The sequence below is a fragment of the Neobacillus oceani genome (assembly GCF_046237595.1).
Classification (GTDB): Bacteria; Bacillota; Bacilli; order Bacillales; family Cytobacillaceae; genus Bacillus_D; species Bacillus_D oceani.
In genome coordinates this window covers 4434351-4452790 of record NZ_CP143543.1, presented here as the reverse complement: position 1 = coordinate 4452790, position 18440 = coordinate 4434351, and the positions used below count along the sequence as shown (strand labels likewise).

Here is an 18440-nt window from a genome sequence, read left to right as displayed (position 1 = left end):
CAGCGAATTTTTTATCTGTTAAGGGTCTGGCGCAAAAACTGTGAACCAGTTAACAAAATAACCGTTAAGGCGCTAACGGAAAATAAGCGCTTTCACTGGTATAGTATCTTCACAGCAGGCTATAGTTTATACCATTTTCGGAGGGTATGGATTTCTTCGGTTTCCTCGCAGAGTGACTCAAGCTTTTTCATATCCACTATGTAAAAGTACTTCTCGCGGATGTCGATTATTTTTTCATCCTGGAATTCTGTAAGAGTTTTTGAAACCGATTCCCTTGTCACTCCGAGCATATTCGCTAGCAGGGTTTGATTGATTTTCATTTCAATTTTGTAACCGTTATCAGTCTGCCGGCCTAAGTTGAAATAAAAATCGATGATTAAATTCGCAACTTTTGTCCTTACATCATAGAAAGTCAAGTAGCGGACAAGCCTGTTGAGAATGCGGATCCGTTCAACAAGAATCATATAGGCTTTGCGGAAGACAGATGGATATGTTTCGGCGATTTCGAGAAAATCCTGCTTTCTGATTTGCCAGGTCGTTACTGGTTCAAGCGCTTCAACGGAGGAAATCCTGTATGAATCGTTGGAAAGCGCTTCAACTTCACCAATGATTTCCCCTGGCATTGCAATGCTGAGAACAATTTCCTTGCCATCATGGAGGCGGTATACCTTAAGCATACCGGAACGGATCAGGTAAACTTCATCGCTTTCATCATTTTCAAACATAAGGATGTGGTTCTTTTTAAACTGCCGCTCCTTCAGCAAAGGCATTATGTCTTGGATTGCATCTTCTGGAAGGCCAGAGAATATTGGAAAATCCGAGAGGTTGTTTATCATCTGTGCAAATCCTTTCTATTTTAAGAGTAGCCTTCTGCCTTACTCATCTGGCAGTTAAATGAAGTAATAATGTTTTTCAAAAAAACATTATATCAGAATTGGACGACTCTGATGAGGCTACTTGATTCAAGAGGGAGATGAACAAGATGTTTACGAATAGTGACAACGCAGAAGGAATGAGCCATACGCTTAAATGAAAGTGGTTTCATTAGTAGGATTTAAAATATAGTAAAAAAAATTTTGGAGGGAATCATCCATGAAGAAATTCGGAAAAATCGCAATCCCAGTTATGATTATCCTGTCCCTTCTTCTAACAGCTTGCGGACAAAACAATGCGGGCAACAAGGGCGGAAATGACGGAGAGGACAAATTAAGGATCGGGATGGTAACCGACCTTGGAAGCGTAAATGACAAGTCATTTAACCAAAGTGCATGGGAAGCGCTTCAGAAACTTAATAAGGACCATGGATTTGAAGTAAAGTACCTTGAGCCTAAGACAGATGCTGATGTAATGCCAAACCTACTGCAGTTTGTAAAAGGTAATTATGATTTGACCTGGGCGACGGCCTTTACACTCGCCGACGCGGTTTCCCAACTGGCGAATGAAAATCCGGATGCCAAGTTTGGGATTGTTGATTCGGATTTGGTCTTGCCGAGTGTTGCCGCTGTTTCCTTTAAGGAGCAAGAAGGCGCGTTCCTCGTAGGGGTTATTGCAGGGCTGACAACAAAAACAAACAAAATCGGTTTTGTCGGCGGAATGGATATTCCTGTTATCAAGCGATTCGAAGCTGGATTCAGGGAAGGGATTAAGGCAGTGAACCCGGAAGCAAAGCTAATTGTGAACTATACTGGTTTATTCAATCGTGTTGATATGGGTAAATCCGCAGCTTCAACGATTTACAACGACGGCGCGGATATTATTTTCCACGCGGCCGGCCTGACAGGAAATGGCGTATTCAACGAAGCGAAAGAACGTAAGAGCAAGGGCGAAAATGTATGGGTAATCGGTGTCGATAAAGACCAGTCATTGACATTCGGAGATGACATTACCCTTACTTCTATGATTAAAAAGGTTGACGAAGCCGTTTACAGCGTATCGATGGCCCTTGCTGAAGGGAATTTCCCTGGCGGAAAAGTTACATTGATGGGCTTGAAGGAAAACGGTGTCGATATCGCGCCGACATCGAAGAAAAATGTAGCGCCAGAAGTTCTTGATAAAGTTGAAGAATACCGCCAGAAAATCATTAATGGTGACATCGTCGTACCGACAGAATAAGTATCGCTCCGTCCCTTAGCAATGAATTCGTTAGGGGACGGACATTTTTTGGGAGGGAATCACTGTGATGAATGCCGACATCGCGTTGGAGCTAAAAGGAATAACAAAACGATTTCCCGGCGTTGTAGCCAATGATTCGATAAGCTTCCAGCTAAAGCGAGGAGAAATCCATGCCTTGCTGGGGGAAAACGGTGCAGGCAAATCGACTTTGATGAGCATTGTATTCGGCCTTTACCAACCGGATGAAGGGGAAATAGAGGTAAATGGAAAAAAAGTCATCATCGACAGCCCAAATAAAGCAATCGACCTTGGAATCGGGATGGTGCACCAGCACTTTAAACTTGTTGAGCCGTTCACGGTAACAGAGAACATCATCCTGGGGATGGAACCGAAAAGCGGCCTGAAAATTGACTATAAAGGCGCGGTCAAAAAGGTCAGGGAGCTTTCGGAAAAATATGGCCTTGATATCGACCCGACCGCAACCATTGAATCAATCAGCGTTGGAATGCAGCAACGCGTTGAAATCATTAAAACCCTTTACCGCGGCGCGGATATCTTGATTTTTGACGAACCGACGGCAGTTCTGACCCCGCAGGAAATCAGTGAATTGCTTGAGATTATGAGAAAGCTGATCGCAGAAGGGAAATCGATCATTCTTATCACCCATAAGCTGAAGGAAATCATGGAAATAGCGGACACGTGTACAATTATCCGCCGAGGAAAAGTAGTTGAAAGCGTAAAGGTATCCGAAACCAATCCACAGCAATTGGCGGAAAAAATGGTCGGGAAAAAAGTAAGCTTTAAAACAGAAAAACAGCCGGCACATCCAAAAGAGGTGTTTGTTGAGGTCAAGGATTTGGTAGTCGCGGGTTCATCAGCCAACAGGCATGCGATTGACCACCTCTCGATGGCTGTCCGTGCCGGTGAAATTGTCGGGCTGGCAGGCGTCGATGGCAACGGACAAATGGAATTAATTGAAGCTTTGACAGGCATGCGTTCTGTTGAATCTGGAGAGATTCTTTTAAAAGGGAAAAATATCGCAAATATGACTCCCCGGGCAATCGGGGAGGCTGGCGTATCCAATATACCTGAAGACCGCCATAAACATGGCCTCGTTCTTGATTTTACAGTTAGCGAGAACACAATTCTGCAAACGTATTACCGCCCGGAAATTACCCAGCGCGGATTCATTAACCGCAAGGCCATGGACGATATGGCGAAACGCCTTATAGAGGAGTTCGATGTCCGGACGCCTGGAGTTGAGACACATGTCCGTTCAATGTCCGGGGGAAACCAGCAGAAAATTATCATTGCCCGTGAAATTGACAGGGATCCAGAATTTCTGATTGCAGCCCAGCCCACAAGGGGGCTCGATGTTGGCGCGATCGAGTTCGTCCATAAACAACTGATCGCCCAGCGGGACGCGGGGAAAGCAGTCCTCCTTGTCTCGTTTGAACTTGAAGAAATCTTGAATGTATCCGACCGGATCCTGGTTATTTCAGAGGGGCGGATTGTCGGTGAAACAACGCCTGAAACAACTAGCGACCAGGAACTTGGTTTAATGATGGCGGGTAAACATGAAGGAGATGAACCAAATGGAAATGCTCACTAATATTTTTAGAAGGAAGTCGTGGGTCGTTCCGTTTGTGGCGATTATCCTCGGCTTGCTCATTGGGGCGCTCGTCATGTTCGCCGGGGGCTATGACCCTATTCTGGCTTATAATTCAATGGTTTGGAAAATCTTTGGGAGCAGCTATGATATCGGTGAAGCGCTCAGGACCATCACCCCGCTTGTTATGAGCGGCCTCGCGGTTGCCATCGCATTCCGCTCCGGGCTCTTTAATATCGGGGTGGACGGCCAGATTGTCATGGGTTCGCTTGGCGCGCTGATTGTCGGTACGCAGTTAAGCCTTCCTCCCATCATCCATGGGATTGTCGCCATCTTGTTTGGCGCGCTTCTCGGAGGAATTTGGGGCGGCCTGATTGGTTACATTAAGGCGAAGAGGGGAGTAAATGAAGTTATCACATCAATTATGTTCAATTTCATCGCCCTTTATATCGCCAACCTGATGATCCGCCTTTTTATGGCACAGGCGGGTACGCAGCGTTCTGAAATGATAAATGAAACCGCGAATATCCAGATTGGCTGGCTTTCAGGCCTTATGGGAGGGGCGCGCATCCACTGGGGCTTTTTCATCGCGATTGGGGCGGTCATTTTCTACCACATTTATATCAACAAGACGAAGTGGGGGTATGAACTCCGCGCCGCAGGGCTGAATCCCCATGCGGCGAAATTCGCCGGAATGAAGGTATCAAACGTAATGGTCCGGGCGATGTTCATTTCAGGTGTAATCGGCGGCCTGATTGGCACTTTCGAGGTTCTCGGCGTTTTCAAGTATGTCGCGATTAGCTCCGTTACATCAGGGCTTGGCTTCGACGGCATCGCCGTTGCATTGCTTGGCGCGAATTCGGCTTTCGGCGTGCTTCTGGCTGGCGGACTGATTGGGGCATTAACTTATGGTTCGCAAGGTATGAGCTTTGGTGCCAACGTACCAGGTGAAATTGTCCGGATGGTAATAGGGTTCATTATTTTCTTCGTCGCGGCGCCTGGCATTGTTAGGGCGTTCCTCCCGGGATTTCTTAAGAAGAAGAAGGAGGCATAACCGATGGATATTCTTGCAAATCTCCTGAACGGGACGCTCGTTTTCTCGACAGCACTGATTTTTGCGGCGTTGGGCGGGCTTATTTCCGAACGATCAGGGGTAATTAATATCGGGCTGGAAGGTTTCATGGTCTCGGGGGCATTTTTCTCAGCTATCATTTCATATTATGCCGAAACAGCCGGAATGGGCGCTCTTTCGCCTTGGATGGGATTGCTCGGGGCGTTTGTCTTTACAACCATCTTTTCGTCAATCCATGCTCTAGCGTCTATCAAGTATAAGGCGAACCAGGTGGTGAGCGGCGTCGTTATCAATATCTTGGCCGCGAGTTCAACGTTCTTTTTTGTAAAAATGATCTTTATGGGTTCCGCTGAAACGCCAATGCTTACTCAAGTATTCCATAAAGTTTCGATTCCGTATTTAAGCGATATCCCATTCTTCGGAAGGGTTCTATTCAACGCGTATCCAACAACATACCTTGCAATTGCGATTGTGCTAGTTATATACTATGTCATGTTCAAAACTTCTGCGGGCCTCAGACTCCGCGCCGTCGGTGAGCACCCGAGCGCAGCGGATACGGCCGGAATCAAGGTCAATCGCACCCGCTATCTTGCTGTGATCCTAAGCGGGTCGCTTGCGGCATTGGGCGGGGCGACGATCGTTCTGACATCGAACAGCAACTTTGCTTTTAACACCATTTCCGGCCAGGGGTACATCGCGCTTGCTGCTGTAATCTTCGGAAAATGGCATCCTGTAGGGGCGATGCTTGCCGCATTGTTCTTCGGTCTTGCGCAGGCCATCAAGGACCAATTCCAAATATTTGAGTTTGCCCAGAGCATACCGAATGAAATTTTCTATATGCTCCCGTACGTCTTGACACTTCTTGTCCTCATTGGAGCGGTAGGGCGTTCCCGTTCGCCTAAAGCGCTTGGCGAACCGTATGATGTTGGAAAGAGGTAAGTGATTTTCTTAAAGTAAAGAGCTGGTGTCTTGAAGGACTCCGGCTCTTTTACGCATTTGAGGTGAAGGTAACTGTGAATAAACTTTTTTCTATACAATCCGAACAGGCGAATATCCGGACGGAAATACTCTCCGGGCTAACATCATTCATGACGGTGGCCTACATTATCGTCGTGAACGGCGCGATTTTGAGCATGGCTGGAATGCCGTACGAAGCGGTTACTCTTGCCACGCTAATCGTATGCTTTGCCGGCTGTATGCTGATGGCGCTATGGGCGAATTCACCGCTCATTATCGTCCCTGGGATGGGGGACAATGCATTTTTCGTGTTCACGCTTGTCCTGTCGTTTGGCCTGACATGGCAGCAGTCGCTTACCGCTGTTCTATTCGCCGGAATTGTCTTTGCCTTGGCGGCCTTTACGAAGGGAGCCGTCTATTTATCGCGATCCATCCCGCAGTCGATGGTTCATGCCATGACAGCCGGGATTGGGCTGTTTATTGCTTTCCTAGGTTTGAAAAATGGCGGGTTGATTGTTGCGAGTGAAGGCACATTCGTAACATTAGGCGACTTTGCCAACCCGCATGTCCTGACAACGGTACTTACCCTGCTGATTGTACTGCCGCTATTCCTTAGAAATATAAAAGGAAATTTCCTGATCGGCATTATCGCTGGAACGATAATCGGGGCTTTGCTCGGGATTGTTGATTTTTCCTCACTTCACGACTTCAGCATCTCCTTCAAAGGATACGATTCCATCTTTGCGGCTTATGATTTTAGCGAAATCGGTACAGTGAATTTTTGGACAGCCGTCTTTTCGCTGTCAATGGTCATCATTTTTCAAAACATGGGCGCCCAGCTGGGGATGCTGCCCGATAAATCGAAATTCCAGCGGTCTTTTCAGGCCAATTCGGTTTCGGTCATTGCCGCATCGCTGTTTGGCTGCAGCCCGGCGACAACTTCTGCTGAGTCGGCGACAGGCATCGCGGCTGGTGGAAGGACGGGGCTCACTTCGTTTACGGCAGGGCTATTGTTCATCCCTGCATTGTTCCTCATTCCGTTTTTTAAAGTCATTCCGAACGAAGCGATCGCTCCTGTTCTTATCATTGTAGGCTGCCTGATGGTACAAAGCCTGAAACAGGTTCCTTTTGATGATTTTACTGAGGCATTCCCTGCTTATTTGATGCTTGCTATCATGCCGTTGACCTTCAGCATCGCGAACGGGATTGCCTTCGGGTTTATCGCCTATCCGATAGTAAAGCTCGTGACAGGAAAAAGAGCGGAAGTATCCGCGACAATGTACGTTATCGCGTTTTTCTTCCTCTTGTATTTCCTGCTTGGATCTATCTAGAAAAGCGTAAGCGCCCCTATAGCGCGTTTCCAAAGGAGTTTGAAAAAAAAGACAGCCCGTTTGCCTTTTTGGGGTAGGGCTGTCTTTTTTTAGTGAATTTCATATCGGAATTGAAGGTTAGGGCCATTTTGGTCGAAACTGTTGAAACAAACTGTTGTTTTTACCAAATATGCCAATGAATTGAAAATTAACACGAACAATTGGTGTTGACTTGAATTTAATATTCGCTTATTATTGCATGTGTTCTAGTAAATATATTCTTACTTCACGAAAAGTGGGAGTTTTTTAGGAGGCCATCATGGAACGCCTTTTTAATCTAAAAGAATTAGAAACAAACGCAAAGACCGAGGTCGTGGCGGGTATGACAACGTTCATGGCCATGGCGTATATCCTTGTTGTAAATCCAGCAATTCTATCTTCTGCGGGTGTGCCGTTTAACCAAGTATTCATGGCAACGATTATTGCCGCCGTAACCGGGACGCTGATTATGGCCCTGTTTGCCAATTACCCAATTGCTATTGCGCCGGGGATGGGGTTGAATGCATATTTTGCCAGCGTCGTTGCAACACAGGGCGTGAGCTACCAGATTGTTTTCGGAACGGTTTTCTTGGCGGGGGTCTTGTTCCTGCTTCTGTCTATAACAAAATTACGGGAAATGCTAATTGAATCAATTCCGGAATCGATTAAGCACGCGATTACATCGGGGATTGGCTTGTTCATCGCATTCCTAGGCCTTAAGATGGCGGGCATTGTAGCAGGAAACAAGGAAACCTTGGTTTCGATTGGGAACCTCCATCAGCCGGGAACTCTTCTGGCCATTGCGGGATTGTTCATAACCCTAATCCTGCTTGCGCGCAAGGTGAAGGGGGCTCTCTTTATCGGGATGCTTGTGACAGCGGTCATCGGCTATTTCATGGGCATGCTCAAACTGAACGGGGTTGTTTCGGCTCCGCCGCCGCTTGTTTTCTTCGATATGGATATTTCAGGCGTCTTCTCACATGGTTTGTTCACCGTTGTGTTTGCCTTCCTGCTTGTAACGCTATTTGATACGACCGGAACGCTGATTGGCGTGACCGAGCAGGCCGGCCTGATGAAAAACGGTAAGCTGCCGAGGGCTAAAGCTGCCTTAAGCGCTGATGCCGTTGCGACTACGGTCGGAGCCGCGCTTGGGACAAGCCCTTCTACCGCTTATATCGAATCATCAACCGGTGTGGCGGCAGGCGGCCGTTCCGGGCTTACCGCTTTGACTGCCGGCGCGCTTATGCTTTCTGCTTTGTTCTTCTCGCCGCTCGTCTCGGCAATCGCGTCCTTGCCAGCAATCACCGCGCCTGCCCTAATCATTGTAGGCTGCTACATGATGGAGGGGCTTGCCAAAATTAACTGGCGTGAGCTTGATGAGGCTTTCCCAGCATTCATCACAATTCTCGCAATGCCGCTGACTTCGAGCATTGCTACTGGAATTGCCCTAGGGTTTATCACCTATCCGATTATCAAGCTGGTAAGCGGAAAGGGCAAAAACGTTCACGCGCTTATTTATGTATTTGGCATCCTGTTTGCGATTCAGTTATATTTCTTTTCCTAAGCCTGTTTCCCGGCTGCTTTCGAGTATGCCGGGGCAGGCTTTTTTGTTTTTACCGGCCTGCTCCGCGATCTCACACAACTTCGATTTTTGATCCTCTTTATGAACAAAGCTTTGTTTTTTTAATCCTCTTATTCCAAATCGGACCCGCATTTGGACATTGACAATGCATGTTTCCTGGTTCTATGTCCCAATCGCCCCCTGATTCTGACAGTGGCGTCGCGTTTTCCACTCTCTTTGTCCGAATCCACCCTTGTTTCGGACACCGGTACTACGATTTGCTCGGTCTATATCCGAACATGGCCCCTTGATTCTGACAGTCACCCCGTTTTTTCCTCTTTCAATGTCCGATTCCCTCATCTATAACAATATCAGAGCCGATTTTCTTCCTCTCTACGACTTTTTCTTGCTACCCTATATTCCTCCAACATTCGACAAAATTCAATAAGAAAAACTTATGTGTTTTTATAAAAACAATAAAATTTCCTAAAGTATCTTACTGTACTATACTAAAGGAAAGAGGTGGTTTAATTGGAATATATTATAATTTTCCTTACTGGTATATGTGCGACGACAATAGGTACATTGGCTGGGGGAGGCGGTTTGATCAGCCTGCCGATTATGCTTCTGCTTGGCATGCCTGCCCACTCGGCCATCGGGGCGAATAAAGTATCAAATACAGTTAGCTCGTTCTCAAGCTTTTTCCATCTCTACCGGACGAAACGGATTACTTGGAAGGAAGCCTATTGGATTATTCCTGTCAGCATTTTAGGAGGAATGAGCGGCGGCTTTCTTGCGTCGAGAATACCAGCGGATAAAATGATGGTCCTTGCCTTAATTCTATTAACCTTTGCTTTTATTACTTCATTTATCGGAAAAGGAAGTTTCACGGGGAATGGAACGCTGAAAATTAACAAACTTAGCCTTCCGGGCCTCTATGGAATTGGTATATATGACGGGCTTTTTGGGCCTGGCCAGGGAACACTGATGCTCTATCTGTTCGGCCATTTGAACATTTCCTATCTCCGTTCTGTCGGCTTCGTGCGGCTGGCCACTTTCTCAAGCTGCATTGGGGCGGCGGCGATGTATATCGCTTCAGGAAAAATCATTTGGCCGATGACGCTCGCCCTTATGCTTGGGTCGGTAACAGGGGCGCAGCTGGGTGTGAGGATTGCCGAAAAACTGAAGCCGCAATTTGTAAAACCAATCCTCCGCTTCGCCACAGTTGCACTGATTATTCAGGTGTTTGTAAGAGCCATTCATTGAACAACTACTCCCACTTACTTCGTTGAAGTGGGAGATTCCTGCGAACACCGCCCTAACAGGCAGTTTATGAGCAGGCTACCCCCGCAGTTCAAAAGAGCAAAAGCATTTGACGCCATTCATCTCCCATCTGCTTGGCTGAGGAAGGAGTCTTCTGGCTATTAATGATAAAATGCCAAACTCTTAGCCACTTTCCTCGTGAAAAAATCCCCTGCGAAAAGCATTGCAATATATTTTACAAGAATTTGAAGCCTGGGTTATTGACAGTTTTCAAACCTGTATGATAAATAAATAGTGGGATTAGCACTCTATTTGCAAGAGTGCTAAAATAGATGTGGACATGAACTGGAAAGGGGATATCACTATGGAAAAGAAGCAATTCCAGGCCGAGTCAAAACGGCTTTTAGAGATGATGATTAACTCCATCTACACAAAGCGGGAAGTGTTTTTGCGCGAGCTGATTTCCAATGCCAGCGATGCGATCGACAAAATTTACTACAAAGCGCTGACTGATGATTCGCTTGTTTTTGATAAAGACAATTACTACATAAAGATTGTTCCGGATAAAGAAAGCCGAACATTGAAGATTATTGATACCGGGATTGGGATGACGAAAGAAGAGTTAGAAACGAACCTCGGTACGATTGCGAAAAGCGGTTCGCTCGCATTTAAAAAAGAAACGGACCTCAAAGATGGCTATGACATTATCGGCCAATTCGGTGTCGGGTTCTATGCGGCCTTTATGGTTGCCGATGTCGTAACGGTGATTAGCAAAGCGCTTGGCAGTGATGAGGCGTACAAGTGGGAATCGACCGGTGCGGACGGTTATACGATTGAGCCTACCGAAAAGGATGGCGTGGGCACGGAAATTATTTTAAAAATAAAAGAAAATACCGAAGACGAGAACTACGATGAGTTCCTCGAGGAATACAGCCTGAAGTCGATTGTTAAAAAATACTCCGACTTCATCCGTTATCCGATTAAAATGGACATCAGCACAAGCAGGAAAAAAGAGGGCAGCGACCAAGAGTGGGAGACCGTCAACGAAGAGCAGACGGTAAACAGCATGGTGCCGATTTGGAGAAAGAACAAGAACGAGCTGACGGATGAGGATTACACGAATTTTTACAACGAAAAGCATTATGGCTTCGACAAGCCGCTGAAGCACATCCATATCAGCGTAGATGGGGCTGTCCGTTATAACGCCATCCTGTTCATTCCGGAAAACATCCCGTTCGATTACTACTCGAAGGAATTCGAAAAAGGGTTGGAGCTGTATTCCAACGGTGTTCTGATTATGAACAAGTGCGCGGACCTGCTTCCCGACCATTTCAGCTTCGTAAAAGGGATGGTCGATTCCGAGGATTTGTCCTTGAACATTTCGAGGGAAATGCTGCAGCATGACCGACAGCTGAAGCTGATTGCCAAGAATATCAGCAAGAAAATCAAAAGTGAGCTGCTCGCCCTCCTGAAGGACGACCGCGAGAAATATGAAACATTCTATCAATCGTTCGGCCGCCAGTTGAAGTATGGCGTGTATAGCGATTTTGGCACGCATAAGGAAACCCTGCAGGATTTGTTGATGTTCTATTCATCAAAGGAGAAGAAGCTTGTCACGCTAGATGAATACGTTTCGAGGATGCCGGAAGAGCAGAAGTATATTTACTATGCGGCCGGTGAATCGGTTGAGCGTCTCGAAAAGCTTCCCCAGGCGGAGCTTGTTTCGGAAAAGGGATATGAAATCCTTTATTTCACCGAGGACATTGACGAGTTCGCAATCCGCATGTTGATGAATTACAAGGAAAAGGAATTCAAATCGATTGCAAGTGGCGACCTTGGGATTGAATCAGAAGCAGAAAAGAAGGAAGCCGAGGCCGAAGCGCAGGAAAACAAAGAGCTGTTTGATGCGATGAAGGGCGTCCTTTCCGGAAAAGTAAAGGATGTGAGGATTTCCAAGCGCCTCAAGTCCCATCCTGTCTGCTTGGCAAGCGACGGCGACCTGACAATCGAAATGGAAAAAATCCTCCGCCAGATGCCGAACAGCCAGGATGTAAAAGCGGAGAAAATCCTTGAAATCAATCCGAACCACGAAGTGTTCCAGTCGCTCAAAGGTGCGCTTGAAAAGGACAAGGAGAAGCTGGCCCTTTATACGAACCTGCTTTACAACCAGGCGCTCTTGATTGAAGGGCTGCCGCTCCAGGATCCGGTTGAATTTACGAATGATATCTGCAAGATTATGGTGTAACGGGCATTTTTTTGCCGGAAAAATATGTTTGACGTTTACGCGCCTTTTCTGTAATATATGAAAAGGAATTGAATACCCGTGCCTTAACGGGAGAGGTTCATAGCTGATACCCTCTATAAAAAACTATGGATACATGACTATATGCCATGTCCATAATCGGACATGGCTTTTTTATTGGTTATTTCCGTTGTTTTTAATAGATTCATTGGCTTAGGCTCTCTTGTAAAAGGGCGGGATACTTTTGCAAGGGGGTTTTTTTATGTCTGGACGAAGCCATGAGGAAGGTTTGAAGGATTTGACGCTATTGGGCAACCAAGGGACCAAGTATGCGTTTCAATATGCGCCGGAGGTTTTGGAGGCCGTCGACAATCTCCATTCAAATAGAGATTATTTCGTTAAATTTAATTGCCCTGAATTTACAAGCCTGTGCCCACTGACCAATCAGCCGGATTTCGCCACGATGTATATTTCATATATTCCGGATAAAAAAATTGTTGAGAGCAAATCGCTGAAGCTGTATCTCTTTAGTTTCCGGAACCACGGTGACTTTCATGAGGACTGTGTCAACATCATCATGAACGACTTGATTAAACTGCTGGACCCGCGCTATATCGAGGTTTGGGGCAAGTTCACGCCTAGGGGAGGCATTTCCATCGACCCGTGGTGCAACTATGGGAAACCGGGGACGAAATATGAGGAAATGGCACATTTTCGGTTAATGAACCATGACCTTTACCCTGAAAAAATCGACAACAGGTAAGATGAGGCTAAATAGATGATTTTATACTTGAATGGTGCGTTTGTCGGCCTCTTGATCCTTGCGAACGTGGTCGCTGTAAAACTTTTCAGCATCGGAAATTATGCCGTCCTGCCTGCCGCCGTCATTGTGTTTGTCTTTACCTACCCAATCATTGATGTAATTGTCGAGGTGTACGGGAAAAAGCAGGCGCAAAGGACTGTCAAGGCTGGTTTGATTACTCAAATCCTAGCGCTGGTATTCATTTCGGCAGCAATTGCGCTGCCGTCTGCGCCTGTGTTTTCACAGCAAGAGTCGTTTGAAACCATTTTGGGAGGAAGCTTCCGGGTCATTGTCGCGAGCCTGATTTCCTATGCTATCAGCCAAAATCTAGATGTTCTTGTTTTCAACAAATTGAAGACCCGCCATGGCCAAAAAAAGCTTTGGCTCCGCAACAATGCTTCCATCATGCTAAGCCAGTTGGCTGATACGGCCATATTCATAGGAATTGCTTTTTACGGGGTCGTACCGGCGGCGGTGCTTGGGACAATGATCATTACACAATACATTTTTAAATTTTTTGCTGCGATTGCGATTACACCGCTTGTGTACCTTCTTGTAGGAATCATTAGGAAAAAAGAGGGGACAGACGGGGCGGTTGCCCTTGATTAACAAAAAAGAACTCCGCATTGCTACTCTACTTCAGCAGGCGGAGTTCTTTTTTATTTTACTGTACAGCTGAAGCTTTTTTCACAGCTTCATAGGCGTTTACATAGCCCGCGCCAACTTCATGGTACTGATAACCCGGCATTGGCTCAGCCGTTTCGGCTAAAAATTCATGCGCTTCCCGGGGGGTAAGATCCGGCTTAGCCTCCTTCATGAGGGCAACAACCCCGGAAATATGCGGAGCCGCCATGCTTGTGCCACTAGAAGTTGTATAGAACAGCATATGTTCTGGATCAATATACGAAATGTCCGTTGCTGTTCCTAGCACATTCATGATGAGGCCTGTTGAAGACCTCGTCGCAACGATGTCCACTCCCGGAGCTGTAATGTCAGGATGCAGAAACGCATCACCTGCAACACCGCGCGATGAAAAATCAGCCAGCTGCTTATCCTTTGTGCCGGCAGCAACACTAATTACCCATGGTGCTGCCGAATAAGGGTTCAATGTATTGTCCCCAGGGCCTTCATTGCCCGCTGCGAAAACAACTGTCATCCCAGCATCGTGGGCGGTTTTCGAAGCTACGTTAATTGGGTCGTTCGGTGAATAGTCACCAGTTGTCCCCCAGCTGTTGCTAATCACGTCGATTCCATACTTGTCTTTGTTTTTAATGGCATAATCAAAGGCTTCAAGCGACCATAGAATGTTGATGCCTTCACCAACGCCAAGGCCAACAAGCTTTGCATCCGGGGCCACCCCTTTATAAACGCCGGTGCTCGCCGTGCCGCTGCCGGCAATGGTTCCAGCTACATGGGTTCCGTGTCCCGAAGTGGTATCTGTGTTAACAACGTTCTCAAGGTAAAGCGGTGAATTGCCAAAAAGATTACCGACAACAAACTTTACGTTCTGGACGACCTTTTCACCGAATTTTAGATCCTGGTGAGTCGCATCGATGCCGCTGTCAATGACGGCAATGGTGACTCCCTTCCCGGTATAGCCAAGATCGTTCCAAACCGATTCAGCGCCAATCAGCTGGCGGCTGTCGCGAAGGAAGTACTGAAGCTCCTTATTTTCATAGACTGATAGAATATTCGTGGATGAGAGAAGTAGGGTAGTCAAGGCGGCAATTTTGCCCTTGACTGCAATCATAGGTAGGTTTTCAAATGTTTTAGTTTCAAAGCCAAGAGCCTTTAGAAGCTTGATGTCCGAGAGGGCTGGAGCCTTTTTATAGGTAATGATAGCTTCAGCCTCGCTGTCCGATAAAGTAGAGTTTAGCAGTTTGGCAATGGCGGGACTTACTTCGGCTGTTAGGCCGAGAGCCTTTGGCTGGGTTGAAAAGGATGGGCTCAACAGGGTGAAAAGCAAAACAAGCAGGACAAGGAATTTGAATTTTTTCATAAGGACCCCCTCAATGATTTAAAATCTTACCATTTCTGTTTATCCAGCAAGTTAGTTAGCAAACCTATTTGGAGTTGGGAAAATTTTTAAGGGGAAATAAAAAAGGGCTGCCAGGAATTGGCAGCACCCGATCCTTTAGAGCAACGTTTGCTTTTGCTGAATGAGTATGTTCAGCTCCTTATCAACCTTGGAATAGTCATCGCTTTCGGGCGTTAACATGCTAATTTTCCCAAGCAGCTCGGCTATTTTTGTATCAAGAATAACAAGCTCTTCCTGTCGGCGGCGATTATCCGGCCGCGCGTTTGTCATTTGCCGTTCTTCGTATTCGCGCAGGCCCATCTCAATTCGCTGAATCCGGTTATTTTCAATTACTAACAATTTATCGCAAAGCCGTTCAATGAAATACCGGTCATGCGAAACGATTAGAAGGGTACCGGAATAGCTCGCCAACGTTTCCTCCATTTGCTCGCGGCTTGGCAAATCAAGATGGTTGGTTGGCTCATCAAGGACAAGCATATCGTATTCCTGCATAATCATATGAACAAGCTTGACCCTCGTCCGTTCACCAAGGCTTAAAGCTGAAACAGGATTTGAAAGCTTCTCTTCCTTCATGCCCATATTAGCAAAAAGGGTACGCGCTTTTGTGCGGTCCTCAATGCTTTCTAAGCCCATGAACTCAAGGACGGTCCGGTCACCCGGAAGGTCGCCCACATCCTGGCTTAAATAGGCAATCCGAACCGAATCGCTTATCCAAAGTGATCCCTTGGAGGCGCTCAATTCTCCCAGCAGCATTTTTATAAAGGTTGTCTTTCCGGCTCCGTTAGATCCAAGCAGGGCAATCCGCTCACCGTGTTTGATGTAAAAATGGCTTTTTTCAAATAGAATTCGTTCACCAAATGATTTGCCCAATCCGCGGGCTTCAAGAATTCGCTTCCCGCGGTTTCCGGCTGCTTCAAAGTCAAACCGGACAGAAAGTTCATCTTTTGGTCTTTCTATATTCTTCTTGGATAGTTCATGATTTAGACGCTGTAGCTTGGATTTGATTTGTACGTCTTTTTTCTTTGCCTGGACCCGGCCATATTCTTTAAAACCCGTCTGCCGATTTTCGGAGGGAGACCTGCCTTTTCCGGCTTCGCGGTGCGACTTTTCAGACCATTGCTTAAGCTGGGCAACCTGCTCGTTTATGAGCTCTATTCGCTGCTGCTGCTTTTGATGCTCCTTTACTTGCTGCTCGTGCTGCCGTTTCTTCTCGGTACGGTAATCCGTATAGTTGCCGTCATAAACTGAGAGCTTTCCGTCTTCAAGCTCGAAAATCTTTGAAACGGTCTCGTCAAGGAAATGCCGGTCATGTGATATGATTAGCGTCGCCTGAGTAGAATTTTTAATTGATTGGATTAGCCAGTTCAATCCTTTTAAGTCCAAATGGTTTGTTGGTTCATCTAGGATAAGGAGCCCGGGGGTTTCAGCCCAGACCCCGGCGAGAGCGAGCTTCAGCCGTTCTCCGCCGCTAAGGTTGCCAAGCCGTGAATCCTCCCATTCCTGCATTTTTTGAAGGCCCAGCTGACTGGCGGCTTCAAGAAGTGTTTTTCCCTTTTCGTTCTCCAGGACGGATAAATCATATTCAGTTGATTGGGGCAGGTAGCCAATTCGCAGGCTGGAAAACCTTTTCGTAATGGCTCCTCCATCAGGTTCCAGCTCACCTGTAAGCAGCTTAACGAGCGTTGTTTTCCCGGATCCATTCCAGCCAACCAGCCCGATCTTTTCCCCATCTCTTATAACGAAAGAAACGCCGCCTAGCAGTTCGCGTTCGCCAAAACTCTTTTTTATATTTATTGCCTTGATTAGTTCCATACAAATCACCTCAGTATGTTTTTGTAAAATCACATTGAAGACTGAGCCGAGTTTGAAAAAATCATAAGAAAAACCTCCCCGGGAACCCGAAGAGGCTGATTGTATGGCAAATTAGTCCTTCTCAAGCCTGCTAAAAACACACCTAAAAAGCGCGCAAAAAAGCATCGGCTTGAAAAGCAAAAAAGGGCATACGAATCCTATTCTTCAGGTTTCCTCATTTTATTTGCATGAGTCCACTCCTAAAAAATAAGATTATAACTTCATTGCCCCTGTACCATCCTTTTAATGTAATTGTATTTCATCATAAGTATAGGCAGGAGGTTGAATGTCTGTCAATATCCATGGAAGAACTGAGGGCTTTGAGGAGGAAACTCAACTCCGGTAGAATGGAACTATGAATACAGAGAGAAAAAGGTGCATTTTGATGAAGAAGTACATTGTAATTGGAGCCGGAATACTTGGGGCATCCACAGCCTACCATTTAGCAAAAGCTGGTGCAAATGTAACCGTTATTGACAGGCATGACCCCGGCCAAGCAACCGATGCGGCCGCCGGAATTATTTGCCCATGGCTGTCCCAGCGTCGGAACAAAGCATGGTATGCGCTTGCGAAGGAAGGTGCGGCCTATTATTCGTCGATTATCCAGCAGCTAGAGGAAGATGGCGAGAAGGAAACAGGCTATGCACGGGTAGGGGCCTTAAGTTTGCATACAGATATGGACAAACTTGCGAAAATGGAAGAGCGGGCCCTGGCAAGGCGGGAGGATGCGCCTGAGATAGGTGAAATCCGCCAGCTTGATATGGGTCAGGCCGCGCGGCTGTTTCCACCTATTTCGGAAGAGTTTGCTTCGGTCCATGTTGGCGGTGCGGCCCGCGTTGACGGGCGTGCGATAAGGAATTCGCTGATGAACGCCGCCGAAAAGCATGGCGCGAAGGTTATCGATGGTTCGGCAAAACTTGAGTTTGCAGGTGGTTCGATAACGGGGGTGAAGGCAGGCGGCAAACACTACGAGGTTGATACAGTTATTGTTGCGGCCGGTGCCTGGGCGGAAGAATTATTGAAGCCCTTGGGTATCAATTTAAAGCTTTCGGCGCAGAAAGGGCAGATTGTCCACCTCCGTATTGACGGACAGGATACCGGTGTCTGGCCAGTCGTTATGCCTCCAAGCGATCAGTACATCCTCGCATTTGACGGTGGTAAAATTGTCATCGGGACAACACACGAAGAAGACAAGGATTTTGATATGAGGGTTACCGCTGGCGGGCTGTATGAAGTGCTCAATAAGGCTTTGACTACCGCACCTGGGCTATTGGATGCGGAATTTGTGGAAGCCCGGGTCGGATACAGGCCATATACACCAGGCTTCCTTCCGGTAATCGGAAAGGTGCCTGGGTATGGGAATCTTCTTTTCGCAAACGGGCTCGGAGCATCCGGACTGACTGTCGGACCGTTTCTGGGTAAGCAGCTGGCGAAGATGGCACTCGGACTGGAAGTTGATATTGATTTGAATCTTTATGATGTCGGCGGAATAATTGTTGATTAAAGGAAGCATGGGCCTGATGGGCTCATGTTTTTTTAGGTTATTGTGATAAGTCTTAAATAAACATTATTAAATTTAATATA

14 protein-coding genes are annotated in these 18440 nt (G+C 46.7%); 11 read left to right on the top strand and 3 right to left on the bottom strand.

Features of this window, described 5'->3' with window-relative positions:
- Positions 1-119: 119 nt before the first annotated feature.
- The gene (locus tag V1499_RS22295) at positions 120-836 is read right to left on the bottom strand and encodes a Crp/Fnr family transcriptional regulator (RefSeq protein WP_409272681.1); all 717 of its coding nucleotides are present in this window, start codon (positions 834-836) and stop codon (positions 120-122) included.
- Between the two features lie 256 nt (positions 837-1092).
- Between V1499_RS22295 and V1499_RS22290 the strand changes: the two genes are divergently transcribed.
- The 10 genes from V1499_RS22290 to V1499_RS22245 all read left to right on the top strand — a co-directional run bounded on the left by V1499_RS22290 (position 1093) and on the right by V1499_RS22245 (position 13576).
- Positions 1093-2112, top strand: coding sequence for a BMP family protein (locus V1499_RS22290; RefSeq protein WP_409272680.1), 1020 nt, complete (start codon positions 1093-1095; stop codon positions 2110-2112).
- 67 nt (positions 2113-2179) lie between these two features.
- Positions 2180-3724 carry an ABC transporter ATP-binding protein gene (locus V1499_RS22285; protein ID WP_409276366.1) on the top strand — a complete coding sequence of 515 codons (1545 nt, stop codon included), beginning with the start codon at positions 2180-2182 and terminating at the stop codon, positions 3722-3724.
- On the top strand, positions 3708-4775 hold the full coding sequence (locus tag V1499_RS22280; protein WP_409272678.1) for an ABC transporter permease: 1068 nt from the start codon (positions 3708-3710) through the stop codon (positions 4773-4775). Before V1499_RS22285 ends, V1499_RS22280 begins: the two co-directional genes overlap by 17 nt.
- Before the next feature lie 3 nt (positions 4776-4778).
- Positions 4779-5732 carry an ABC transporter permease gene (locus V1499_RS22275; protein ID WP_409272676.1) on the top strand — a complete coding sequence of 318 codons (954 nt, stop codon included), beginning with the start codon at positions 4779-4781 and terminating at the stop codon, positions 5730-5732.
- A 62-nt stretch (positions 5733-5794) separates the two neighbouring features.
- The gene (locus V1499_RS22270) at positions 5795-7081 is read left to right on the top strand and encodes an NCS2 family permease (protein WP_409272674.1); all 1287 of its coding nucleotides are present in this window, start codon (positions 5795-5797) and stop codon (positions 7079-7081) included.
- A gap of 298 nt (positions 7082-7379) precedes the next feature.
- Entirely contained in the window at positions 7380-8663 is a 1284-nt protein-coding gene (locus tag V1499_RS22265; protein ID WP_409272672.1) for an NCS2 family permease, read from the top strand.
- A 528-nt stretch (positions 8664-9191) separates the two neighbouring features.
- A complete protein-coding gene (locus tag V1499_RS22260) occupies positions 9192-9926 on the top strand; it encodes a sulfite exporter TauE/SafE family protein (protein WP_409272671.1) in 735 nt (244 codons plus the stop codon).
- Positions 9927-10287: 361 nt separating this feature from the next.
- On the top strand, positions 10288-12168 hold the full coding sequence (htpG, locus tag V1499_RS22255; protein WP_409272669.1) for a molecular chaperone HtpG: 1881 nt from the start codon (positions 10288-10290) through the stop codon (positions 12166-12168).
- 259 nt (positions 12169-12427) lie between these two features.
- A complete protein-coding gene (gene queF / locus V1499_RS22250) occupies positions 12428-12928 on the top strand; it encodes a preQ(1) synthase (RefSeq protein WP_409272667.1) in 501 nt (166 codons plus the stop codon).
- Between the two features lie 15 nt (positions 12929-12943).
- Complete coding sequence (locus V1499_RS22245; RefSeq protein WP_409272666.1) at positions 12944-13576, top strand: queuosine precursor transporter; 633 nt, start codon at positions 12944-12946, stop codon at positions 13574-13576.
- A gap of 55 nt (positions 13577-13631) precedes the next feature.
- Here the strand turns inward: V1499_RS22245 and V1499_RS22240 are convergent, their stop codons facing one another.
- The gene (locus V1499_RS22240; protein WP_409272664.1) at positions 13632-14966 is read right to left on the bottom strand and encodes a S8 family serine peptidase; all 1335 of its coding nucleotides are present in this window, start codon (positions 14964-14966) and stop codon (positions 13632-13634) included.
- 135 nt (positions 14967-15101) lie between these two features.
- The gene (abc-f, locus tag V1499_RS22235) at positions 15102-16817 is read right to left on the bottom strand and encodes a ribosomal protection-like ABC-F family protein (RefSeq protein ID WP_409272662.1); all 1716 of its coding nucleotides are present in this window, start codon (positions 16815-16817) and stop codon (positions 15102-15104) included.
- Between the two features lie 424 nt (positions 16818-17241).
- Between abc-f and V1499_RS22230 the strand changes: the two genes are divergently transcribed.
- Positions 17242-18360 (top strand): NAD(P)/FAD-dependent oxidoreductase, encoded by a 1119-nt coding sequence (locus V1499_RS22230; RefSeq protein WP_409272660.1) that lies wholly within the window; start codon positions 17242-17244, stop codon positions 18358-18360.
- Positions 18361-18440 lie beyond the last annotated feature (80 nt).